The following is a 22620-nucleotide window of genomic DNA, read 5'->3' as shown; positions in this document are numbered from 1 at the left end:
TCCTGCACAACGGCAATTTGACGCAAAAAATTTGCACCTGGAGAAACAGCTCCGGCACAGATTTGCAACACCGAGGCATGTTCGGCGTAGTATCCTTTCCCCTGTCGATCTGCCCTGAGGCAGACAGGGAGGCATTGCATGGACAAGACGGACAAACAAAACACCGATTCACGCGCGGCGATGGACGGCGAGATCGGCATTCTCGCACGCCGCCGTATCGAGGCCGGCATCATCGCGCCGATCTATGAAGCGATGCGCGAGGAGATCGGCGAGGAACGCGCCCAGGCGATCCTCGACAAGGCAATCACCAAGGCCGCGATCGAGGCCGGCCAGACCTTTGCCGCAAAGACCCCCGGCGGCACCAACCTGCGCACCTTCCAGGAACTGCAGGATCTCTGGACCCAGGACGACGCCCTCGTCATCGAGGTGACGAAAGCGACGGACGACGAATTCCATTACAACGTGAAGCGCTGTCGCTACGCCGAGACCTATCGCGAGATGGGGCTCGGCCATATCGGACACCTGCTGTCCTGCAACCGCGACGGCGTCTTCTGCACCGGCTACGATCCGCGCATCACGCTGGAGCGCACCCAAACGGTGATGCAGGGCGCTTCCCATTGCGATTTCCGCTACCGGCTCAACAAGGACGCGCCGGAGCAGTCGAAATGAACGCGGAAGCCATGCGCAGCGAACCGAGCCGCATCAACACGCCGGCGACCAACGGCGACCGGCTGTGGGCCGACATCGTCTCGACCGCGCGCTTCGGCGCGTCGGACAAGGGCGGCGTCACGCGACTGACGTTGACGGAGGAGGATCGCGAGGTCCGCGATTGGTACGTTGCCGAATGCCGAGCGCTCGGCTGCACCGTCGAAATCGACGCCATCGGCAACATCTTCGCGACCTATGCAGGCGAGGACATGTCGCTGCCGGCGATCGCCGTCGGCAGCCATCTCGACACCCAGCCGCAAGGCGGCCGCTTCGACGGTATTCTCGGCGTGCTTGCCGGGGTCGAAATCCTGCGCACGCTCAAGGAAAGCGCCACCCGGCTCCGCCATCCGCTCATGGTCGTCAACTGGACGAACGAGGAAGGCTCCCGCTTCTCGCCGGCAATGCTGGGTTCCGGCGTCTTTGCCGGCGCGATGGCGCTCGATGACGCCCAGGCGCGCACCGACCGCGAAGGCGTAACCGTCGGTGCGGCCCTCGATGCGATCGGCTATCGCGGCGGGGCAAAGATCGATCCGTCTGCCTTTGCCGCCTATGTCGAGCTCCATATCGAGCAGGGGCCGCTCCTCGAAGCGTCGGCGACCGAGATTGGCGTCGTCACCGGTATCCAGGGATTGCGCTGGTTCGATGTCGCCGTCTCCGGCACGGAGGCGCATGCGGGCAGCACGCCGATGGCGCAGCGCGACGATGCGCTCGTGGCCGCGGCCGAGATCATCCTTGCCGTCCGCGACATCGCCCGCCAAAATCCGCCGGGCGTCGGCACCGTCGGCTTCGTCGAGGTCGGCCCGAATTCGCGCAATGTCGTGCCGGGTTCCGTCCGGCTGCAGATCGACATGCGCCATCCGTCCGAGACCGGGCTCGACCAGATGCAGGCGGCTCTTGAAGACGCTATCCGCAAGGCTGGCCCTTGCGTCGCCTTGGAACACATCTGGTCGAAGGCGCCGGTCGTTTTCGATCCGACGATCGTGAACGCCGTGCGCGCCAGTACGGAGGCGCTCGGCTATTCGTCAACCGACATGGTCTCCGGCGCCGGCCATGATGCGGCCCATATCGCGACGATCACCCCGACCGCCATGATCTTCGTGCCGTCCAAGGACGGGCTGTCGCACAACGAGGCGGAATACACGTCACCTGAGGAATGCGCCCGCGGCGCCGAAGTGCTGTTCCAGACCATCCTGGAAATCGACCGCCGCTGATCATCAATACAAAACACCCACGGCAGAATGTCTGCCGTGGGTGCTTCGTTTGCTCTCGCGATGATCTTAGCCGCGCTGCGAGTCCAGCTTTTCCTGGTCCTTCTCGACCTGCTGGGCCTTGAGGTAGCTTTCGATCAGCAGCTGATATTCCGGGAAGATCTTGGTGTAGATCTCGGCCCACTGCTGGGCGTCGTCGCGGTGCCATGTGCGCTGCAGTTCGGAGGCGACCGCTGCCGTATCCATCGGCACTACGCCGGCCTGAACGACACGGGCAAGGGTGATCTCCTCAGCCATCTTCGAATAGGTGCCCGAAGCGTCGACGACGACGAAGACCTTGTAGCCGTCATGGACGGCGCTGATCGCCGGGAAGGCCATGCAGACGCTGGTGATCGTGCCGGCGATGATCAGGGTCTTGCGGCCGGTTTCCTTGACGGCGGCGACGAAGTCCGGATTGTCCCAGGCGTTGATCTCGCCGCGGCGGGCGACATATTTGGCATGCGGGGCATTGGCATGGATTTCCGGGATCAGCGGACCGTTCGGGCCCTGCGGCACGGAGGCGGTGGTGATGACCGGCATTTTCGTCAGCGTCGCCATGCTGGCAAGCGCTGCCGCATGGGCCCGAAGCTTCGGCATCGGCATGTCGTTGACGGTCTGGAACAGGCCGCTCTGGTGGTCGATCAAAAGCATCACCGCATCATCGGGATCGATAACCGGGCGCTGTCCGTTGAAGTTTGCAGGTGTCATGGTCTTGCTCCTTGTTGGCTTGATTGCATGGCTGCATTCGGGAAGTAGGCATGCGTTCGGGTTCCCCGAAGCGCATGCGCTTCGGCGTTGGGATTGAGGGGCGGTACCGCCCGGTCTCCTGTTCAGTCGTGGTTCATTCCGTGTTCGCGATGCGGTCTCGCGCGGTTAAACACTCGCGATCTTGCCGAATCGACCGGACTGGAAGTCCGTCATCGCCTGCCTGATTTCCTGCTCGGTGTTCATGACGAAGGGGCCGTACATGGCGACCGGTTCGTCGATCGGTTCGCCGGTCAGGATGAGCGCAGTCGCATCCGAACTGGCGTCGAGCGTGATGCCGCCACCGTCGCGGCCGAAGAGCACGAACTGCGCCTCGCCGACCAGATCGCTGCCGTTGACGAGCACATTGCCGCGCAGGACCGCCAGGCCGAGCGAGTGGCCCTCGGGCGGGTCAAGGCTGAACGAGCCCTGCTGCTTCAGGCGCAGGTCCCAGAGATTGAGCGGCGTGTAGGTGCGCGCAGGTCCCTGTGTTCCGGCGTAGCTTCCGGCGATCACCCTCAGCGATCCCGCACCGTCCGGCAGGCTGACCGTCGGAATGTCGCGATCGAGCAGCGTCTGGTAGCCGGGGTCGACACTCTTGTGGGCGGCCGGAAGGTTGACCCAGAGCTGCACCATTTCAAGCGTGCCGCCTTCTCGGGTGAAACGCTCCGAATGGAACTCCTCATGCAGGATGCCGCCCGCAGCCGTCATCCATTGTACGTCACCCGGACCGATATGGCCGCCATTGCCGGCGGAGTCGCGGTGGTCGACCTCGCCCTGGTAGACGATCGTCACGGTCTCGAAGCCTCGGTGCGGATGGACACCGACGCCGCGCGGAGTGACACTAGGCGCAAAATTCATCGGCCCAGCATAGTCGAGCAGCAGGAAGGGGCTCGCATGATCGCCGGCGCGGTCACGCGCCAGCAGCGAACGAACCGGGAAGCCATCGCCAACCCAATGCGGATGCACATTCCCGAAGATGCCGAGTATCTTTCTCATGGCTGTTTCTCCTTGGCCTCGTCATGTCAGCGAGAGCGTTGGAGGGAAGATATGCGTGCACCAAATCTGGCGGTAGACGGCCATATCGGTCTATAGTGTCCTGAAAACAGGACAAACGCCCATGCAGGATTTGAACGATCTCAAGCTGTTCGTCGACGTCGTCGAGCAGAACGGCTTTGCCGCCGCGGCCCGCAAATTGAACATGCCGCGCTCGCGCCTGAGCCGTCGCATCGGCCTTCTCGAAGATCGCCTCGGGGTGCGGTTGGTGCAGCGCTCGACGCGCCACTTCGTCATTACCGAGATCGGGCGCGAATATTACCGTCATTGCGTGGCCATGCTGGTGGAGGCCGAGGCCGCACAGGAAATGATCGACCGCACCCGTTCCGAACCGCAGGGCGTCGTCCACGTCAGCTGCCCGTCGTCGGTCGTCTACTTCCAGGTGGGCGAGATGATCGCACGCTTCATGGCCGAATGCCCGAAGGTCGAGGTCGTGCTTGAAAGCACCAATCGCCGCGTCGACGTCCTGCGCGAGGGCATCGACGTCGCCATCCGCGTGCGCTTCCCGCCGCTCGAGGAAAGCGATCTCGTCGTCAAACGGTTTGCCGAGAGCAAGCAACGGCTGGTCGCCAGCCCCAGGCTGCTTGCCGGCATGGCCAGCCCGCCAGCACCGGCGGATCTCGGCGGCCTGCCGAGCCTTGCCTGGAACCCCGATCGCCAGAGCCACGAGTGGCGGCTCGACGGCCCCGACGGTGCAACCGCGATCGTCCGGCACCGGCCGCGGCTAGTGACGGAGGATATGGTGGCGCTGCGGCTCGCCGCGCTCAACGGCGTCGGCATCTGCCAATTGCCGACCATGGTCGTGCGGCAGGACCTGAAGGACGGCACGCTTGTGGACGTTCTGCCCGACTGGGCGCCGAAGGCCGGCATCATTCATGCGGCCTTCCCGTCGCGGCGCGGCCTGCTGCCGTCCGTGCGCGCCCTGCTCGATTTTCTCGGCGCCGAATTTGCGGAACTTGCCCGTCTGGACGAACCCCGAACCTGATCGCCGAAAGCCGGCGGTCAGACGACGGCGGCGACCCGGGTCTTGAGGATCGCCGAAAAGCGCGGATCGAAGGTCCGGCTGATCGGCTCGGCGGCAGCACCGATCGCCACCGCCCAGGGGTCGGTGAAGCCGACCTGAAGCCTCGGAAGTTTGCGGTCCCGCCGCTCGGCGATCGACGGAAGCAGCGGCATCATCGCGTCGGTCAACAGGCGCGCAAGGCCCGGCGGCAGGCCACCGCAGAGGATCACCGTTTGCGGGTCGAAGATCGTTTCCAGCGCCTGGACAGCCGCGCGCATTTCGAAGGCGGCCGCGTCGATCCAGCAAAGCAGGCTGTGGTCCGGGCTCGCGGCCACGGCATCGATGCGCGCATAGAGGTTAGGGTCGGCCGGATCGAGGTCGAGAAGCTTGCACAGCGACGCGATCGAGGCACGGTGTTCGAGCGGCATGCGGTCGTCGGAGCTTGCCCCGCGCGGCAGGCTGAGGATCATGCCGATCTCGCCGGCATTGCCGTTGGCGCCGCGATAAAGCTCGCCGTTGAGGATCAGGCCCGCGCCGAGACCGTAGCCGAAGTAAATGCAGATCGCGTGATCGACGCCATGCGCCGCCCCGACCATCCGCTCGGCGGTCGCGGCCGCAGCGGCGTCGTTCTGCAGGCCGACATCGAGCCCGGTGCCGGCGGCAAGCGTTTCGAGCAACGGAAAGTTCTGCCAGGCGGCCATCATCCAGGGGTCGTCGGCATCGGCGTCCACACCGAACGGACCGGGCATGGCGGCGCCAAGCCCGACGAGACGATCCTCCGAATGGGGCGCCAGCGCCGTCAGGTCGCGGCGTGTCTTTTCGATCAGCTCGAGGATAGTTCTGACCCCGGTCGCCGGCCCGCCGGCCGACAGGTTGGCCTCGCCGCGGGCAAGCACCCGGCCGACAAGATCGACCGCGATCGTGCGCGTCACGTGCCGGTCGATCTGTAACCCGATCGCAAACGCGCCTTCCGGAACCAGCCGGTAGGGCGTGGACGGCTGCCCGCGGCCATTGCGCACGGCCTCCAGCGACTCGACCAGCCCGTCTCGCTCCAGGTCCTCGATGATGTTGGAAACGGTCTGCTTGGTCAGCGCCGTCGCGCGGGCAAGGTCAGCGCGGGACAATTGACCGTTCAGCCGCAACGCGTCGATCATGACGCGGCGGTTATGCGCGCTCGTCCCCTCCTGATTGGTGCCGCTCTTCGCCCGGATCAGGCGCATATCGTTCATCCAAAAACCCCTCTTGACACTGTTAGAATATTGAACAAAAAATAAGTCAAGACAATTGACTTAATAGAAGCCGAAAAGAGCTTCGGGGGAACGACAGCGGCGGCAACACCACCGCGAGCGCTCCAATTGATATGTCGACGGCCGCTTCGCGAAAGGCGGACTTCTCGCATGCGGGGTGCCGCATATGGCATGCCGGGAAATCTGAAACGCTTATGTCATTGGGAGGTAGGAATGTTGAAATCCATAAGAACGACGCTGCTTTGCGCGACCCTTGCCGGCGTCTCCTTTGCTGGCCACGCGCATGCGGAAACGACGCTCAACGCACTGTTCATGGCCCAGGCCGCCTATAGCGAGGCGGATGTGCGCGCCATGACCGAGGCCTTCACCAAAGCCAACCCGGATGTGAAGGTCAATCTCGAATTCGTTCCCTACGAAGGCCTGCACGACAAGACCGTGCTGGCGCAGGGTTCCGGTGGCGGCTACGACGTCGTGCTCTTCGACGTGATCTGGCCGGCCGAATATGCAGCCAATAAGGTGCTCGTCGACGTCACCGACCGCATCACCGACGACATGAAGTCCGGCGTTCTGCCCGGCGCCTGGACGACGGTCGAATATGACGGCAAGCGCTACGGCATGCCTTGGATTCTCGACACCAAATACCTGTTCTACAACAAGGAAATCCTGGAGAAGGCCGGCATCAAGGCGCCGCCGAAGACCTGGGACGAGCTTGCCGAACAGGCCAAGGTCATCAAGGACAAGGGCCTGCTCGCCACCCCGATCGCCTGGAGCTGGTCGCAGGCGGAAGCCGCGATCTGCGACTATACCACCCTCGTCAGCGCCTATGGCGGCAAGTTCATCGACGGCGGCAAGCCGGCCTTCACCTCGGGCGGCGGTCTCGATGCGCTCAACTACATGGTGACGAGCTACACCTCGGGGCTCACCAATCCGAACTCCAAGGAATTCCTGGAGGAGGACGTGCGCAAGGTGTTCCAGAACGGCGAAGCCGCCTTCGCGCTCAACTGGACCTACATGTACAACCTCGCCAACGACCCGAAGGAAAGCAAGGTCGCGGGCAAGGTCGGCGTCGTGCCGGCACCGGGTGTGGCCGGCAAGAGCGAAGTCTCGGCCGTCAACGGCTCGATGGGCCTCGGCGTCACCTCGACCAGCAAGAACCCGGACGAGGCCTGGAAGTACATCGTCTACATGACCTCGCAGCAGACGCAGAACGCCTATGCCAAGCTCAGCCTTCCGATCTGGGCTTCTTCCTATGAGGACGCCAGCGTCACCAAGGGCCAGGAAGAGCTGATCGGCGCTGCCAAGCTCGGCCTTGCGGCGATGTATCCGCGTCCGACGACCCCGAAATACCAGGAACTTTCGACCGCCCTTCAACAGGCGATCCAGGAAGCGCTTCTCGGCCAGGCTTCGGCCGAAGACGCCCTGAAGACGGCGGCCGAAAACAGCGGCCTTTGAGCCGCCCTCCCAAGCCCCGGGCGGGAAACCGCCCGGGGACCGCGGGAACTGGCGGCAGCACCGCCACGCTTCAACACTTTGATTTGGCGCATCATTCGCTTGGGTCGATGACGATCCGGGGCAATATGCGATAGCATGACGGGGCTCCCTGGGCCCGAGAAGGTTTCCATCCTATGTCCGGCACCTGGATAACAACGCGCGCATGGCTGCTCATGCTGCCACTGCTGGCGGTGATGATCGCCGTCATCGGCTGGCCGTTGATTGACACGGTCAGGCTTTCCTTCACCGACGCCAAGCTCGTCGGCACGGAAGGCACGTTCGTCGGCTTCGACAACTATGCCAAGATGCTTGGTGGCTCGAATTTCCAGCGTGCGTTCATCACGACGACCTGGTTCGCGGTCGTCTCCGTCACCGCCGAAATGGTGCTCGGCGTGCTCGCGGCCCTGCTGCTCAACCAGCAATTCCGTGGCCGCACGGCGCTCCGCGCCCTGATGATCCTGCCCTGGGCGCTGCCGACCGTCGTCAACGCCACGCTCTGGCGGCTGATCTACAATCCGGAATATGGCGCGCTCAATGCCGCCCTGACCCAGATCGGGCTGATCGACAGCTACCGCTCCTGGCTCGGAGAACCCGGTTCGGCGCTGGTGGCGCTGATCGTCGCCGACTGCTGGAAGAACTTCCCGCTGGTCGCGCTGATCGCGCTCGCCGCCCTTCAGGCCGTACCGCGCGACATCACCGCCGCCTCGCTCGTCGACGGCGCCGGGCCGTTCAATCGGTTCCGCTACGTCATCATGCCCTATCTGGCGGGCCCGCTGCTGGTTGCGCTGGTGTTGCGCACCATCGAGGCCTTCAAGGTCTTCGACCTCATCTGGGTGATGACGCGTGGCGGACCGGCCAACAGTACCCGCACCCTGTCGATCCTGGTCTACCAGGAAGCCTTCTCCTTTCAGCGGGCGGGATCCGGCGCCTCGTTGGCGCTGATCGTCACCCTGCTCGTCACCGTGCTCGCCGTCGCCTACGCGGCCATGGTGCGCAAAGCCGCAGGAGCCTCGTGATGGAACGCCAAAGCCCGCTCTTTACCGTCTTCGTCTATGCGGCAGCACTGCTCTTGGCGGCGATCATTCTCGCCCCGATCCTCTGGCTCTTCGTCATGAGCATTTCGTCGGCTGCCGACCTCTCGGCGAAGCCGCTCAACTGGTGGCCGGAGGAGATCGACCTTTCGCGTTACCGGCTGCTGCTTTCGACGGTCGAAAACAGCGCAGGCGCGGCGTTTACCGCTTCGCTTTTCAACAGCCTGAAGGTCGCCGGCATGGCGACGCTGGCAGCGATCGCGGTTGCCATTCCGGCCGCCTGGGCGGTTTCGCGCACGTCAAATGTCTCCTGGTCGCTCTATGCGGTGATCGCCACCTACATGCTGCCGCCGGTGGCGCTCGCAGTGCCGCTCTATATGGGGCTTGCCTATCTCGGACTTCTGAATTCGGTGTTCGGCCTGGCGCTCGTCTACCTCACCATTCTCGCCCCCTTCACCACCTGGCTCTTGAAATCCGGCTTCGATTCCATCCCCAAGGAAATCGAGAGTGCGGCGATGATCGACGGCGCGCGCCTCGACCAGATCCTGCGGCTCATCACGCTGCCGCTCGCGGCACCCGTCATGGCGACATCGGCGCTCTTTGCCTTCCTGCTCGCCTGGGACGAATTCTTCTACGCGCTGCTTTTCACGTCGGACCTGCGCGCCAAGACGCTTACGGTTGCCATTTCCGATCTCGCCGGCGGCCGTGTCTCCGATTACGGGCTGATCGCCACAGCCGGGGTGCTGGCCGCCCTGCCCCCGGTCCTGATCGGCCTCGTCATGCAACGTGCCCTGATCTCCGGGCTTACCAGCGGCGGTGTGAAGGGATGACGGCTATGACCACTTCGGAACGCCCCGCTGGGCTCATCGCAATCGATCGTGAAATGGCGCGCCAGGCCGCCGACGCCGTCGCCTCGGTCCGCGGCGCAGCGCCGCGCGCCGCGGAGATCGCCCGCTCGCTGAAGGCGACCGGCAAACTCCTCCTGCTTGGCATGGGTGGCTCGCATGCCGTCGGCCGCGCCGTCGAACCGCTCTACCGCGCCCATGGCATCGACGCCGTTGCCCTGCCGCTCTCGGAGCAGCTCGGCCAGCCGCTGTCAATTGAAGACAAGACGATCCTCATCACTTCTCAGTCCGGTGAAAGTGCCGAAGTGCTGCGCTGGTTCGGCGAGACCAATGGCGGAACGCCGCACACGTTCGGGCTGACGCTGGAGGGCGGCTCCTTCCTCGCTAGCAACGCGCCGTCGCTCGTCGGTGTCGGCGGGACTGAAAAAGCGTTTGCCGCCACCCGCAGCCTGACCATCAGCTTCGCCCTGCATCTCGCCGTCCTCGCTTCGCTTGGCGACGATCCCGCCGCCGCGCTTTCCGCATTGGAAAATCCGCAAGCGCCGGACACGTCCGCAGCGCTTGCGGCGCTGGCGGACGTCCGGTCCGTCGTCACTTCGGGCCGTCGTCTGCAGGGTCTCGCCGAGGCGATCGGCCTCGGCCTCACCGAACTCTCGCGCCTGCCGTGCTTCTCGCTCGAAGGCGGCCAGCTTCGACATGGGCCAATGGAAATGCTCGGCCCTTCGGTCGGCGTCGTTCTCTTCCGTGGCGCGGATGCGACCGCCGGGCTCGTTCGCGCCATGGCGATCTCCGCCGCCGAAGCCGGTTCGCCGGTCGTCGTCTTCGACGCTTCCGGCGAGACGGCGATCGAAGGCGTCACAACCATTCCCTTTGCGCCGGCTTCCGGCCTGGCGGCAATCTTTGCCATGCTGCCGGTCGCCCAATCCTTCATGATCGCCTTTGCGGCGTCCCGCGTCGAGAATGCCGGTACCCCCGTGCGCTCGACCAAGATTACCCGGAGCGAATAACGATGCGTCCTCTTGCCGTGGTCGGCAACGCCAATGTCGACCTCATCCTCGGGCCGGCGGCCCCCTGGCCCAAGGCCGGAACCGAAATCATCGTCGACCATGACGAGCTGCGCGTCGGCGGCTGCGCCGGCAACAGCGCGCTTGCCTGGGATTCGCTCGGCGTCGACTATGCGATTGCCGCCAATGTCGGCAACGACCAGTTCGGAACCTGGCTAAAAGACGCCTTTCCCGAACGGTCGAGATCCTGGCCGGTTGAGGCTGTCGGAACCACGCTCTCGGTCGGCATCACCCATCCCGATGGCGAGCGCACCTTTTTCACAACGCGCGGGCATCTGCCGCTCCTCAATTTCGAGGAAGTCCGTGCCATGCTCGACGGCGAAAAGCTGCGCGGTGGTTACGCGCTTCTGACCGGCTCGTTCCTGACCGACGCATTGACCGCGGACTATGACCGCTTCTTCGACTGGGCCGAGACCCACGACATTGCAGTGGCGCTCGACACCGGCTGGCCGCTCGATGGTTGGACCGAGGCGAACTGCGCGGCGACCATCGGCTGGCTGAAGCGCTGCCGGCTGGCGCTCTTCAACGAGGTCGAGACGACGACCCTGACGGGTGTCGCCGACCCGACCGAGGCGGCGCGCGAGCTCCGCAAACACATGCCCGAGGACGCGATCGTCGTCGTCAAGCGCGGACCGCACGGCGCGATCGCCATCGACGCGGAAGGCCGCGTTTCATCGGCGGCCGCACCCGCCGTCACCGTCGTTGATACGATCGGCGCCGGCGACGTCTTCAATGCCGGCTTCCTTGCGGCACTTGCCGCCGAAATGCCGCTCGAAGCCTGCCTGCGCACCGGCGTCACCATCGCCTCCGAGGCGATCTCCACCCTGCCGCGCAGCTACGGCCACCCGCTTTCGTCCTACCTTCAGGAGACCGGCGCATGAGCGCTCTTGCCATAGAGAACATCCACAAGCGCTATGGCGAGATCGAGACGCTGAAGGGCATCGATATCGCGCTCGAAAGCGGCGAGTTCCTGGTCCTTCTGGGCTCGTCCGGCTGCGGCAAGTCCACGCTTCTCAACATCATCGCCGGACTGGCGGAGCCGACCGGCGGTGACATCCGCATCGGCGACCGCTCCATTCTCGGCGCGCATCCGAAGGATCGCGACATCGCCATGGTGTTCCAGTCCTATGCGCTCTACCCGAACATGAGCGTCGCGCGGAACATCGGTTTCGGCCTAGAGATGCGCAAGGTTCCGGTCGCCGAGCGCGAGAAGGCGGTAAAGGAAACCGCAAAACTGCTGCAGATCGAAAACCTGCTCGAGCGCAAACCGAGCCAGCTCTCGGGCGGCCAGCGCCAGCGCGTCGCCATCGGCCGGGCGCTGGTGCGCAATCCGCAGGTCTTCCTCTTCGACGAGCCGCTCTCCAACCTCGACGCCAAGCTGCGCATGGAGATGCGCACCGAGCTCAAGCGCCTCCACCAGATGCTGAAGACGACCGTCGTCTATGTCACCCACGACCAGATCGAGGCGATGACGCTTGCAACCCGCATCGCCGTCATGCGCGACGGCCGTATCGAGCAATTGGGCACGCCGGAGGAGATCTATGATCGGCCCGCCACGCTCTATGTCGCCGGCTTCGTCGGTTCGCCGCCGATGAACATCCTGGACGCGACCGTTGCACACGGCCGGGTGACGATCGCCGGCGGTGATCAGGCGATCGCCCTGCCGCCCCAATTTCGCGGCTTGGTCTCCGATGGTCAGCGCGTCAAGGTCGGCATCCGTCCGGAAGCGCTAAGACTGGCCTCCGGCGACGAGGCTGCGCCGCAATTCAAGGCGCGTGTCGAGGTGGTTGAACTGACCGGCCCGGAACTTGTCACCACGGCGCGGATCGGCGACCAGCGCATCACCGCCTGCCTGCCGCCGCGCAGTTCGCTGCTTGCCGGCGACGAGCGCGCCTTCACCATAGATGCCGATGCGCTGCATCTCTTCGATCCGCAAAGCGGCCGGTCGCTCGCGAAAGGCTGAGCCTTTCGCGGAAAATGAGAGCCGGCCATCGCTCTTGCGGCGGCCGGCCCGATCATAAAACGCGGATCAGTTGAAGGACGAGCTTTTCAGGAACTCCGCCAGACGCTCCGTCTGCGGCTTCACGAACATTTCCTTCGGATTGCCCTCTTCACCGATGCGCCCCTGGTTCATGAAGATCACCCGCGACGAGACCTCATAGGCAAAGCGCATTTCGTGGGTGACGAGCAACATGCTCATGCCGTCTTCGGCGAGACCCTTGATCACTTGCAGCACCTCGTTGACCAGTTCCGGATCCAGCGCCGAGGTCACCTCGTCAAACAGCATCAGCTTCGGGTTCATTGCGATCGCCCGGGCGATCGCCACGCGCTGCTGCTGGCCGCCGGAGAGCTGGCCGGGAAAGTGATCCATGCGCGACAGCAGCCCGACGCGGTCCAGCCATTTCTCGGCAACCGCCCGCGCCTCGTCGCGGCCCATGCCGCGGACCTTCATCAGGCCGAGCATGATGTTTCTGGCGGCACTCATATGCGGAAAGAGGTTGAACTGCTGGAAGGCCATGCCGGTCATCGCCCGCTGGCGGGCAATTTCCTTTTCCTTCTTGCGTTTGCGAACGCCGCCCACGGTGTCGTAGCCGATCTCCTGGCCGTCGATGCGGATCGAGCCGCCCTGGAACTCCTCCAGCATGTTGATACAGCGCAGCATCGTCGTCTTGCCCGAGCCGCTGGAGCCGATGATGGAGATGACCTCCCCTTGCGCCATGGTGCAGTCGACGCCCTTCAGCACTTCGACGGCGCCGTAGCGTTTGTGGAGATCGCGGATTTCAAGCAGTATCTGGGTCATCGGAGCCGAAGCCTCAGGATGGGACAGCGGTCTTGCGTTCGACGTAACGGCCGAAGCGCTCGATGCTGTAGTTGATGACGAAATAGAGGAAGCCGGCGAAGAAGTAGAACTCGAGGCTCATGAAGCTGCGCGAGATCTGCTCCTGGGTGCGAAGCAGAAGCTCGGCGACGCCGATGATCGACAGAAGCGTCGAGGCCTTGACCATCTCGGCCGCCGTATTGACCCAGGCCGGCAGCGCCTGCCGCAACGCCTGCGGCCCGAGCACGTAGACGAAGGTCTGCGAAAATGTCAGGCCGATGGCCTTCGCCGCCTCCGTCTGCCCCTTCGGGATTGCCTGCAGTGCGCCGCGGACGAGTTCGCCAACATGGGAGCTGCAGAAGATCGACAACGCCAGGATGCCGGCCTGGAAGGGACCGAGATCGATGCCGACTGTGCTGAGCACATAGTAGCTCGCAAGAACGAGCACGAGAACCGGCGTACCCCGGATGAAATCCGTATAGCCGCGCACGATCCACTGCACCGGCCGGTAGCCATAGGTGAGCGCGAGGCCGACGAAGACGCCCAGTACCGTTCCGACGACGATCGACAGGAAGGAGATCGAGATCGAAACGCCGAGCCCCTTCAGCAAGGGAATGCGGGCGAGCCAGAGCTGATCGAGAAATGCTGGAAAATCCATCGCAATCACCTCGGCACGGAGAGACGGCGCTCGACCGCGCGCATCAAGGCGGCCAATACCGAGCAGGTGGCGACATAGAGGCAGCTCGCAACGATCCAGGTCTCGATCACCCGAAAGGTCTCGACGTTGATCTTGCGCGCCTCGAAGGTGAGTTCAGGAACGGCGATCGCGGCGGCAAGCGAGGTATCCTTGAACAGCGAGATCATCGTGCTGCTGAGCGAGGGCAGCACGTTGCGCAGCATCAAGGGCAGGATGATCGAGGTGCGGATCTGCATTTCCGTAAGCCCGATCGCCAGCCCCGCCTCGCGCTGCCCCGGCGGAACCGAGAGCAGCCCGCCGCGAAAAACTTCAGCGAGATAGGCGCCGGAATAGATCGCCAGCGTCAGCACGAAGCTCTCGATCTTGCCGAGCCTGACGCCGAGTTGCGGCAAGGCGAAGTAGCTGAACAGCACCAGAACCAGGATCGGCGTGTTGCGGATGACGGTCACGTAGAGACCGGCCGGCTTGCGCAGGAACGGGTTTTTCGACACCAGCCCGAAGGCCGTGACGAGGCCGATCAGGCAGCCCGCAAGGATCGCCGCGAAGGCGAGGCCGAGGCTGAGTGCCAGCCCTTCGAGCAGAAGATCGAAGGAGCGCCAGACCGCGGAAAAATTCAGAGTATAGCCCATGTTTCAGCCACCCATGCCGAAGGACGGAGAGCGACCCCGCAGGCGGCGGGATCGCCCGGAGAGGCTTACTTGTACTCGACCGGGAAACCGATCTGCGGCGGAGCAAGGTCCTTGCCGAACCAGGTCTTGTACGACTTCGCATAGAAGTCGAACTCGACGCCAGTCATCGCCTCGTGCAGTGCGGTGTTGACGAAATTCAGCCAGTCCTGGTCGCCGCGCTTGACGCCGCAGGCATAGGTCTGCGGGTTCCAGCCGTAGCCGGCATCCTTGTAGCGGTTGGGGTTCTGGGTCATGTACCAGGCGAGCGACGACTGGTCGGTGGCGACCGTGTCGGCGCGTCCGGATTCCAGCGCCTGATAGATGAGGTCGACGGATTCGTACTGGTCGACCGTCGCTTCCGGCAAGGCGGCATGCACCATCGCCTCGGCATAGACGTTCTGCAGCACGGATACGGTGACGGACGAGCCGGCGGCCTTGAGCGCGGCGTAATCGGCATATTTGCCGTCGGCCTTCAGCATCAGGCCCACGCCCTCGCGATAGTAGGGAATGGTGAAGGCGATCTGCTGCGCGCGCTCACCGGTCACCGTCATGAACTGGCAGGTGATATCCACCTTGTTGGTGGTGATGTTCGGAATGCGTGCGTCGGACGACTGGTTGACGAACTCGATCTTTTCCGGATCGCCGAAGAGCGCCTTGGCGATGATGCGGCCCATGTCGACATCGAAGCCCTGCAGCTTGTCGTCGGCACTCTTGAAATGCCACGGCGCATTGGTGCTGCCGGTGCCCATGACCAGATGGCCGCGCGCGATCACTTCGTCCAGCTTGCTCGCCGGTTCCTGGGCCGCGGCCGTACCGGCCATAGCCATGACTGCGAGGGCAGCCGCTGCAAAAACGGTCTTGCTCATTTCATTCCTCCCTTTTTTAGTCTCCCGACCATTATTCTATAACTATGAATCATAATCTTGAATAATGGATTGACGTATCAAAGGCCCGCGGTCATATCTTGTCAAGGGCAGTTGAGGTAGTTTCGCCCCGATCCTGCGCCGCCCAAGAGGAGTTGAGTCGCGATGCCCCTGCCGATCGAAACCCCGGCCGTTCTCGTCGATCTTGAAATTGCCAAGCGCAACATCGAGCGCTTTCAGGCCTATGCGGATGAGCACGGCATTCGCGTCCGCCCGCACATCAAGACGCACAAGCTGCCGCAGATGGCCGAGCTTCAGCTTCAAGCCGGCGCCATCGGCATCACCTGCCAGAAGGTCACCGAGGCGGAGGCAATGGTTGCCGGCAGCGAGCGGATCAGGGACGTGCTGATCACCTACAACATTCTCGGCGACGCCAAGATGGCACGGCTGGAGCGGCTCAATGACCGCGTTTCGCTCGCGGTCGTCGCAGACAGCGAAACGGTCATCGACGGGCTCGCTGGCTATTTCGCCGGCAAGGACAAGCCGCTGCGCGTGTTCGTCGAATGCAACACTGGCGCCGATCGCTGCGGCGTCGGCTCCCCGGCGGAAGCCGCCAAACTCGCCCACCGGATCGAAGAGGCAAAGGGGCTCGTCTTCGGCGGCCTGATGACCTATCCGCCCGTCAACGGCCAGGCGAAGGTCCAGGCTTTCATGAGCGAGGCGAAGCAGCTGATCGAAGCCGACGACATTGCCGTGCCGGCGATTACCTCCGGCGGCACGCCGAGCATGATGCATGCGGACGGCGCACCCGTTGCCAGCGAGTACCGCCCCGGCACCTATATTTACAACGACCGCTCGCTGGTTTCGCGTGGCGTCGCCGGCTGGGACGAGTGCGCGCTGACGGTGCTGGCGACCGTCGTATCCGTTCCGTCCGAAAACCGCGCCATCATCGATGCCGGCAGCAAAGTGCTGACCTCGGACCTGCTCGGCCTCACCGGCTACGGCCACGTGCTTGGCCGGGACGACATCCGCATCGACCAGCTGTCGGAGGAACACGGCCGCCTCGTCACCGACGGACCGATCGGGCTCAATGTCGGCGACCAGCTGAGGATCGTGCCGAACCACGCCTGCGTCGTCACCAACATGGTGGACGCCATCCATATCGTCGAAGGCGACAAATTGAAGGATGTGTGGCCGGTGGTAGCGCGCGGCCACGTTCTCTAGCGAAAGAGCCGCGACGCGACAGCGGGTACTATCGGTAGTTACCGAATGCGGTCGTAGACGAGAGCGATCTCGCCACGCTTGCCGGTTTCCTGATGCGCAACCGCCCAGGACATGCCGGGCAGGCCGTCTTCGAACAGCCGCTCGCCGCCGCCAGCAATCTCGGGACAGATCAGCAGATAGAGACGATCGATCATGTCGACCGCAAGAAGCGATTTGATGAGGCTAGCGCTGCTGTTGACGAGGATGTCGCCTTTTCCGGACGCCTTGAGGTCCGAAACGACATCCGCCACAGGCCCGTTGGCGATCCGCGTGCGCTCCCAGGGTGCTTCGGTCAGCGTTCGTGAAAACACCACCTTTTCCGCTCCGGCCAGCCAGTTCGCATAGCCGCGATCGCGGGGATCGGCTGCCTCGTCCCTGGCAACCGTCGGCCAGTAACCGAGGAAGCCTTCGGCGTTCAGCCGGCCGAGCAAGGCCGTCGTCGCCGTCTCCCAGATGCGCGTCATATGGTTGCGCGCGACATCGGTAACCGCATAGGGCACGATCGCGGAGAGATCGCCTGCACCGCCGGGGCCGTTGTATCGCCCGTCGAGCGTGAGCGCCAGGTTTGCCGCCACACGGCGGCCCCTCGTCTTAGCCATGATCCTTCTCCTCTTTGTTGCGTTCCACGGCGCCCTACGCGCGCATTGCGGCGTTGACCGCCTGGGTGAGATTGTCGAGCACCTGCCGCCAGCCGGTTTCGATGCCGGCAATGTAGGGCAGGGCCTCGGCGGTGGTCTCGCTGATGTGGAGGCGAAGGCCGAGCGCAGTGCCCCCTTCCGCTTCCTTCAGCTCGATGTGGTAGTGGCCGGTAAAGGAAATGGTGCCAGCCCCGTCGAGCACCGACAGGTCGAAGACGAGGCGTTCGGGCTCGTCCGCCGCATGAACGCGGCCTTCCGAGCGATAGCGCCCCTCGGCATCCCTGTATTCGAGAACCGCCCGGCCGCCCGACCGCGGCTCGAGGACGCATTCGGACACCGTCAGCGACGGAGGCGCCCACCAGGATGCGAGCAGCGCAGAATCGGTAAAATGTCGCCAGACGAGGTTGCGCGGTGCCTGCAAGGTCCGCTCGAACAGGAAGCTACGCCCGTCCGCCCAGCGGTCCCGGTCCGCCTTGGCGGCGTCCGCTTCGATGGCCGCCTGATAGCGGGCGACCACATCGCGCTCACCACTGTTTGCTTGCGCCGTTTCGATCAGCAGGCGAAGGCGCGCTCCGATTTCTGCCAGGGGTGCAGGCTCCATCGTGTAGACGCGACGCTGACCGAGGGGGAACACCGTCACGAGGCCGGCATTCGCCAGTGTCTGGAGGTGTTTGGTCGTTTGCGGTTGGCGAAGCCCCGTCAGTTCCGCAAGTTCACCGACGGACCGGGGGCGCTCGGCAAGGAGCTCCAGAATCCGCCACCGGGCGCTGTCTGCGAGGGCTGATACGATCTTTTCCATAGGCAAAAATATTCTTCATTGGGAATATTCTTGTCAAGGAATATTTATGCCCGACACGGTATTCGACTGGACAGCCGCTGCGCGCTTCCCATGTTATCTGTCGATGGTTGGCACCGCCGCCGGCGTGGTTGCGGGCAAACCGTTCCCGAAAAGCCCGACAAAACGATAGGACATTTCCCCATAGCTGCCTCTGGCATCATCGGTTTACGTTGTAGCAGTCGACAAAATTGATAGTTTTATCTGGTAACCAATGGAGGTCGAAATGGTCTTTGGACGAATTACCGGAATGGTGGGACTGGCAATCGTGCTCGGAGGCCTGCAGCTGGGAGCTGCGAGTGTCGCGTTTGCCGACACGACGATCTTGAACGTGTCCTATGATCCGACACGTGAACTTTATAAGGACTTCAATGCTGCCTTCGCCGAAAAGTGGAAGGCAGATACCGGCGAAACCGTAACGATCCAGACGTCGCACGGCGGCTCGGGCAAGCAGGCCCGCTCGGTGATCGACGGGCTGCAGGCCGACGTCGTGACCCTGGCGCTCGAAGCGGATATCGACGCAATCGCGAAGGAAACCGGCAAGATCCCGGCGGACTGGAAGTCGAAGTTCGAAAACAACAGTGCGCCCTATACCTCGACGATCGTGTTCCTCGTGCGCAAGGGCAACCCCAAGGGCATCAAGGACTGGGGCGATCTGGTCAAGCCCGATATCCAGGTGATCACGCCGAACCCGAAGACCTCGGGCGGTGCCCGCTGGAACTTCCTCGCCGCCTGGGCCTATGGCCGGGCCGCCAATGGCGGTGACGATGCCAAGGCGCTGGAATATGTGACCGATCTCTTCAAGCACGTGCCGGTGCTCGATACCGGTGCGCGCGGCGCGACGACGACTTTCGTCCAGCGTGGCCTCGGCGACGTCCTGCTCGCCTGGGAAAATGAAGCCTATCTGTCGCTCGAGGAACTCGGCCCCGACAAGTTCGAGATCGTCACGCCGTCGATCTCGATCAAGGCCGAACCGCCGGTGGCCCTCGTCGACGGCAACGTCGATGCCAAGGGCACCCGCAAGGTGGCGGAAGCCTATCTCGGCTACCTCTACAGCGATACCGGCCAGAAGATCGCCGCCAAGCACTACTACCGGCCGTTCAAGCCGGCGGCCGCCGATCCGGCTGATATCAAGCGGTTCGGCGAGCTGAAGCTCGTCACCATTGAGGACTTTGGTGGCTGGAAGGAAGCCCAGCCGAAGTTCTTCGGCGAAGGTGGCGTCTTCGACCAGCTCTACAAGCCGGGCCAATAAACCCGAACAGCGCGCGCAGCCGGCAAGCCCGGTTGCGCGTCTTGCTTCGCCCTGGGCAGCCCCTCCAATGCGGGCCTCGAAGCGAAGCGCGTTTCATCGTGCCGCGTAAAGACTGCAAAGGTAGTGCCATTGACGGATGCGACGAAGACTGCACCCTGGCGATTTCGCCAGCCGAGTGTTTTGCCTGGATTTGGATTGTCGCTCGGGATCACGCTGAGCTGGCTGGTTCTGATCGTGTTGATCCCGTTGTCGGGCCTGGTGTTCCGCGCCAGCGGGCTCGGCTGGTCCAAGTTCTTCGAGCTGGCGCTCGATCCGCGCACGCTCAATGCCTTGAAGATATCCTTCGGCACGGCCTTCATCGCGGCGATCATCAACCTCGTCTTCGGTGTCATCCTCGCCTGGGTGCTGGTGCGTTATCGCTTTCCCGGCAAGCGGGTGATCGACGCCATGGTCGACCTGCCCTTTGCCCTGCCGACCGCGGTTGCCGGCATTGCGCTGACGACGCTCTATGCCCCGAACGGCTGGATCGGCCAGTTCCTGGAACCGCTTGGGCTGAAGATCGCCTTCACCCCCGCCGGCATCGTCATCGCGCTGATCTTCGTCGGCCTGCCTTTCGTCGTCAGGACCGTGCAGCCGATCATGGAAGAGATCGACAAGGAGGTGGAGGAAGCGGCAGCCACCCTTGGCGCCAGCCGCTTCCAGACGATCAGCCGGGTGCTTCTGCCGGGGTTGCTACCGGCCGGCCTCACCGGCTTTGCGCTCGCCTTTGCCCGTGGTGTCGGCGAATACGGCTCGGTGATCTTCATCGCCGGCAACCTGCCTTACGTCTCCGAGATCGCGCCCCTCCTGATCGTCATAAGGCTGGAAGAATTCAACTATGCGGCTGCGACTGCGATTGCCGCTGTGATGCTGGCGATCTCGTTCGCCATGCTGCTCCTCATCAACTCGATCCAGGCCTGGAGCCGGCGGAGATATGTCTATGTCGCATGATCTGACCGCAGCCGGCCTCACCGCCAGTCCCGGTCTCAGTCCGGCCTCCGGTCCGAAGCCGGCGCTGCCGGAACTGGCCGCCGCCACCTCCGAAAGCCGCTTTGCAAGGCTGACGCTGACGATCGCAGCCCTTGCCTTCGTCGCGCTGTTTCTGCTTCTGCCGCTCGCCGCCGTCTTTACCGAAGCGCTGCGCAAGGGCGTGACCGAATTCGTGCTGGCGCTTGGCGATGCCGAGACGTTTTCCGCCATCCGCCTGACGCTGATCGTTGCCGCCATCGCCGTGCCGCTCAACCTCGTCTTCGGCGTCGCCGCCGCCTGGGCGATCGCCAAGTTCGAGTTCAAGGGCAAGGCGTTCCTGACGACGCTGATCGACCTGCCGTTCTCGGTCTCGCCGGTTATCTCCGGCCTCGTCTTCGTGCTTCTGTTCGGCTCGCACAGCCTGCTTGGCCCCTGGCTGCAGAGCCACGGCATCCAGATCCTGTTTGCCGTGCCCGGCCTGGTGCTCGCCACCGTCTTCGTCACCTTCCCCTTCGTCGCCCGCGAGCTGATCCCGCTGATGCAGGAACAGGGATCGAGCGACGAGGAAGCAGCGCTTTCCTTGGGAGCATCCGGCTGGCAGACCTTCTGGCATGTGACGCTGCCCAACATCAAATGGGGGCTGCTTTACGGCGTGCTCTTATGCAACGCCCGCGCCATGGGCGAGTTCGGCGCCGTCTCGGTGGTGTCGGGCCATATCCGCGGCGAGACCAACACCATGCCGTTGCAGGTGGAAATCCTCTATAATGAATACAACTTCGTCGCCGCCTTCGCGGTGGCGGCGTTGCTGGCGCTGCTGGCGCTGATCACCCTGATTTTGAAGACGGCGCTGGAGATCCGCTACAGCGCCGAGATCGCCGCCAGCCGCAGACACTGACCAGCATTCGAAAGGTATCGCCATGGACGTGCGCGTTCACAACATCCGCAAGGAATTCGGCCGCTTCCCGGCGCTCGACGACGTCTCGCTTAATATCCGCTCCGGCGAGCTGATCGCGCTGCTCGGCCCCTCCGGCTCCGGCAAGACGACGCTGCTCAGGCTCGTCGCCGGTCTCGAAAGCCCGACCGAAGGCACGATCTTCTTCGGCGACGAGGATGCCTCGCAAAAGACCGTGCAGGAGCGCAACATCGGTTTCGTCTTCCAGCACTATGCCCTGTTCCGCCACATGACCGTGCTCGACAACGTCGCCTTCGGCCTCAAGGTGCGTCCGGCCAACCGCCGACCGCCGGCCGCCGAGATCCGCAAGCGCGCCCTCGATCTGCTCGACCTCGTGCAGCTCTCCGGTCTCGACAAGCGCTATCCGGCCCAGCTGTCGGGCGGCCAGCGCCAGCGCGTGGCGCTTGCCCGCGCCATGGCGGTCGAACCCAACGTGCTTCTGCTCGACGAACCCTTTGGCGCGCTCGATGCGCAGGTGAGAAAAGAGCTACGCAAGTGGCTCAGGGACATCCATGACCGCACCGGCCACACCACCATCTTCGTCACCCACGACCAGGACGAGGCGCTGGAGCTGGCCGACCGCGTCGTCGTCATGAGCAAGGGCGTGATTGAACAGGTCGGCACGCCCGACGAGATCTACGACCATCCGGTCTCGCCCTTCGTCTACGGCTTCATCGGCCAGTCGAACTGCCTGTCGGTGACACTCCAGAACGGCGAGATCTGGTTCGAGGACCGGCCGATCGGCTTGCGCGCGCCGTCCGAAGCCGACGGCCCGGCAAAACTGCACTTCCGCCCGCACGACATCGAGCTGATCGACGGCTGTGGCGGCTGCCTTGCCGGTCTGGTTGCCGCCAGCCGCCGCGTTGCCGGCACCCGCCATCTCGAACTCGACCTTGGCCGCAACCATCCGCATGTCGAGATCGAACTCTCCCCCGAACGTGCCGCCGCCGGCGACCACAGCCGCATCGCCTTCCGGCCGACAAAGTGGAAGCTGTTCAGGGAGGAACAGCCCAAGACCGCCACAACGCTGGCAGCACCGGAGGCGCCGACCGAAGTGGAGACCACCGAACCCTTCGAGCTGGCGCGCACCGGCAGCTGATCGGTCCCGTTCCCCGGCCCAGTTTCGCCTGTCTCGTCGTGCCAGGCGCGCATGCGCGCCGGCAAACGACGGGTGGAACGTCGCCGCGCGG

General features: G+C 64.0%; 23 protein-coding genes. 14 read left to right on the top strand and 9 right to left on the bottom strand.

The window, feature by feature from the left end; genetic code table 11:
- The first annotated feature begins 138 nt into the window (after positions 1 to 138).
- Positions 139 to 669, top strand: coding sequence for an L-2-amino-thiazoline-4-carboxylic acid hydrolase (locus tag IB267_RS21885; protein WP_192449554.1), 531 nt, complete (start codon positions 139 to 141; stop codon positions 667 to 669).
- Positions 666 to 1919 carry a Zn-dependent hydrolase gene (locus IB267_RS21880; RefSeq protein ID WP_246810785.1) on the top strand — a complete coding sequence of 418 codons (1254 nt, stop codon included), beginning with the start codon at positions 666 to 668 and terminating at the stop codon, positions 1917 to 1919. Before IB267_RS21885 ends, IB267_RS21880 begins: the two co-directional genes overlap by 4 nt.
- 66 nt (positions 1920 to 1985) lie before the next feature.
- Here the strand turns inward: IB267_RS21880 and IB267_RS21875 are convergent, their stop codons facing one another.
- Both IB267_RS21875 and IB267_RS21870 read right to left on the bottom strand, forming a co-directional pair.
- The gene (locus tag IB267_RS21875) at positions 1986 to 2663 is read right to left on the bottom strand and encodes an isochorismatase family protein (protein ID WP_192449553.1); all 678 of its coding nucleotides are present in this window, start codon (positions 2661 to 2663) and stop codon (positions 1986 to 1988) included.
- A 165-nt stretch (positions 2664 to 2828) separates the two neighbouring features.
- A complete protein-coding gene (locus IB267_RS21870) occupies positions 2829 to 3698 on the bottom strand; it encodes a pirin family protein (RefSeq protein ID WP_192449552.1) in 870 nt (289 codons plus the stop codon).
- Between the two features lie 121 nt (positions 3699 to 3819).
- On the opposite strand from IB267_RS21870, the gene IB267_RS21865 reads away from it, so the two are divergent.
- Complete coding sequence (locus IB267_RS21865) at positions 3820 to 4740, top strand: LysR substrate-binding domain-containing protein (protein WP_192449551.1); 921 nt, start codon at positions 3820 to 3822, stop codon at positions 4738 to 4740.
- 17 nt (positions 4741 to 4757) lie between these two features.
- On the opposite strand, the gene IB267_RS21860 is transcribed toward IB267_RS21865, so the two are convergent.
- Positions 4758 to 5987 carry an ROK family transcriptional regulator gene (locus tag IB267_RS21860; protein ID WP_192449550.1) on the bottom strand — a complete coding sequence of 410 codons (1230 nt, stop codon included), beginning with the start codon at positions 5985 to 5987 and terminating at the stop codon, positions 4758 to 4760.
- A 231-nt stretch (positions 5988 to 6218) separates the two neighbouring features.
- Between IB267_RS21860 and IB267_RS21855 the strand changes: the two genes are divergently transcribed.
- The 6 genes from IB267_RS21855 to IB267_RS21830 all read left to right on the top strand — a co-directional run bounded on the left by IB267_RS21855 (position 6219) and on the right by IB267_RS21830 (position 12399).
- Positions 6219 to 7457, top strand: a complete 1239-nt coding sequence (locus IB267_RS21855; RefSeq protein WP_192449549.1) for an extracellular solute-binding protein — start codon at positions 6219 to 6221, stop codon at positions 7455 to 7457.
- 173 nt (positions 7458 to 7630) lie between these two features.
- Positions 7631 to 8512, top strand: a complete 882-nt coding sequence (locus IB267_RS21850) for a carbohydrate ABC transporter permease (RefSeq protein WP_192449548.1) — start codon at positions 7631 to 7633, stop codon at positions 8510 to 8512.
- Entirely contained in the window at positions 8512 to 9357 is an 846-nt protein-coding gene (locus tag IB267_RS21845; RefSeq protein WP_192449547.1) for a carbohydrate ABC transporter permease, read from the top strand. The genes IB267_RS21850 and IB267_RS21845 overlap by 1 nt, the downstream gene beginning before the upstream one ends.
- Positions 9354 to 10379, top strand: coding sequence for an SIS domain-containing protein (locus IB267_RS21840; RefSeq protein ID WP_192449546.1), 1026 nt, complete (start codon positions 9354 to 9356; stop codon positions 10377 to 10379). The genes IB267_RS21845 and IB267_RS21840 overlap by 4 nt, the downstream gene beginning before the upstream one ends.
- Before the next feature lie 2 nt (positions 10380 to 10381).
- A complete protein-coding gene (locus tag IB267_RS21835; RefSeq protein WP_192449545.1) occupies positions 10382 to 11317 on the top strand; it encodes a carbohydrate kinase family protein in 936 nt (311 codons plus the stop codon).
- Entirely contained in the window at positions 11314 to 12399 is a 1086-nt protein-coding gene (locus IB267_RS21830) for an ABC transporter ATP-binding protein (RefSeq protein WP_192449544.1), read from the top strand. Before IB267_RS21835 ends, IB267_RS21830 begins: the two co-directional genes overlap by 4 nt.
- Positions 12400 to 12465: 66 nt before the next feature.
- On the opposite strand, the gene IB267_RS21825 is transcribed toward IB267_RS21830, so the two are convergent.
- The 4 genes from IB267_RS21825 to IB267_RS21810 form a co-directional block, all read right to left on the bottom strand.
- Positions 12466 to 13236: an amino acid ABC transporter ATP-binding protein gene (locus IB267_RS21825; protein ID WP_192449543.1), complete on the bottom strand. Its 771-nt coding sequence runs from the start codon at positions 13234 to 13236 to the stop codon at positions 12466 to 12468.
- Positions 13237 to 13249: 13 nt separating this feature from the next.
- Positions 13250 to 13912: an amino acid ABC transporter permease gene (locus tag IB267_RS21820; RefSeq protein ID WP_043613630.1), complete on the bottom strand. Its 663-nt coding sequence runs from the start codon at positions 13910 to 13912 to the stop codon at positions 13250 to 13252.
- A 5-nt stretch (positions 13913 to 13917) separates the two neighbouring features.
- Complete coding sequence (locus IB267_RS21815) at positions 13918 to 14580, bottom strand: amino acid ABC transporter permease (protein ID WP_043613628.1); 663 nt, start codon at positions 14578 to 14580, stop codon at positions 13918 to 13920.
- A 65-nt stretch (positions 14581 to 14645) separates the two neighbouring features.
- Positions 14646 to 15485 carry a transporter substrate-binding domain-containing protein gene (locus IB267_RS21810; protein WP_192449542.1) on the bottom strand — a complete coding sequence of 280 codons (840 nt, stop codon included), beginning with the start codon at positions 15483 to 15485 and terminating at the stop codon, positions 14646 to 14648.
- A gap of 162 nt (positions 15486 to 15647) precedes the next feature.
- On the opposite strand from IB267_RS21810, the gene IB267_RS21805 reads away from it, so the two are divergent.
- Complete coding sequence (locus IB267_RS21805; protein ID WP_192449541.1) at positions 15648 to 16706, top strand: D-TA family PLP-dependent enzyme; 1059 nt, start codon at positions 15648 to 15650, stop codon at positions 16704 to 16706.
- A 38-nt stretch (positions 16707 to 16744) separates the two neighbouring features.
- On the opposite strand, the gene IB267_RS21800 is transcribed toward IB267_RS21805, so the two are convergent.
- Together IB267_RS21800 and IB267_RS21795 are read right to left on the bottom strand one after the other, a co-directional pair.
- Positions 16745 to 17344 (bottom strand): dihydrofolate reductase family protein, encoded by a 600-nt coding sequence (locus tag IB267_RS21800; protein WP_192449540.1) that lies wholly within the window; start codon positions 17342 to 17344, stop codon positions 16745 to 16747.
- A 34-nt stretch (positions 17345 to 17378) separates the two neighbouring features.
- A complete protein-coding gene (locus IB267_RS21795; RefSeq protein ID WP_192449539.1) occupies positions 17379 to 18182 on the bottom strand; it encodes a metalloregulator ArsR/SmtB family transcription factor in 804 nt (267 codons plus the stop codon).
- Between the two features lie 250 nt (positions 18183 to 18432).
- Between IB267_RS21795 and IB267_RS21790 the strand changes: the two genes are divergently transcribed.
- The 4 genes from IB267_RS21790 to IB267_RS21775 all read left to right on the top strand — a co-directional run bounded on the left by IB267_RS21790 (position 18433) and on the right by IB267_RS21775 (position 22529).
- Positions 18433 to 19470, top strand: coding sequence for a sulfate ABC transporter substrate-binding protein (locus tag IB267_RS21790; protein ID WP_371742610.1), 1038 nt, complete (start codon positions 18433 to 18435; stop codon positions 19468 to 19470).
- 129 nt (positions 19471 to 19599) lie between these two features.
- Positions 19600 to 20460, top strand: a complete 861-nt coding sequence (cysT, locus tag IB267_RS21785; RefSeq protein WP_210335960.1) for a sulfate ABC transporter permease subunit CysT — start codon at positions 19600 to 19602, stop codon at positions 20458 to 20460.
- Entirely contained in the window at positions 20450 to 21373 is a 924-nt protein-coding gene (gene cysW / locus IB267_RS21780; RefSeq protein ID WP_192449536.1) for a sulfate ABC transporter permease subunit CysW, read from the top strand. Before cysT ends, cysW begins: the two co-directional genes overlap by 11 nt.
- A gap of 22 nt (positions 21374 to 21395) precedes the next feature.
- Positions 21396 to 22529 (top strand): sulfate/molybdate ABC transporter ATP-binding protein, encoded by a 1134-nt coding sequence (locus IB267_RS21775; RefSeq protein WP_246810784.1) that lies wholly within the window; start codon positions 21396 to 21398, stop codon positions 22527 to 22529.
- Positions 22530 to 22620 lie beyond the last annotated feature (91 nt).

Origin of the sequence: Ensifer sp. ENS09 (genome assembly GCF_014852425.1) — a bacterium.
In the GTDB taxonomy this organism is placed as follows: domain Bacteria; phylum Pseudomonadota; class Alphaproteobacteria; order Rhizobiales; family Rhizobiaceae; genus Ensifer.
Note: the sequence above shows the minus strand (reverse complement) of the source record. Positions and strands in the feature narration are given on the sequence as shown.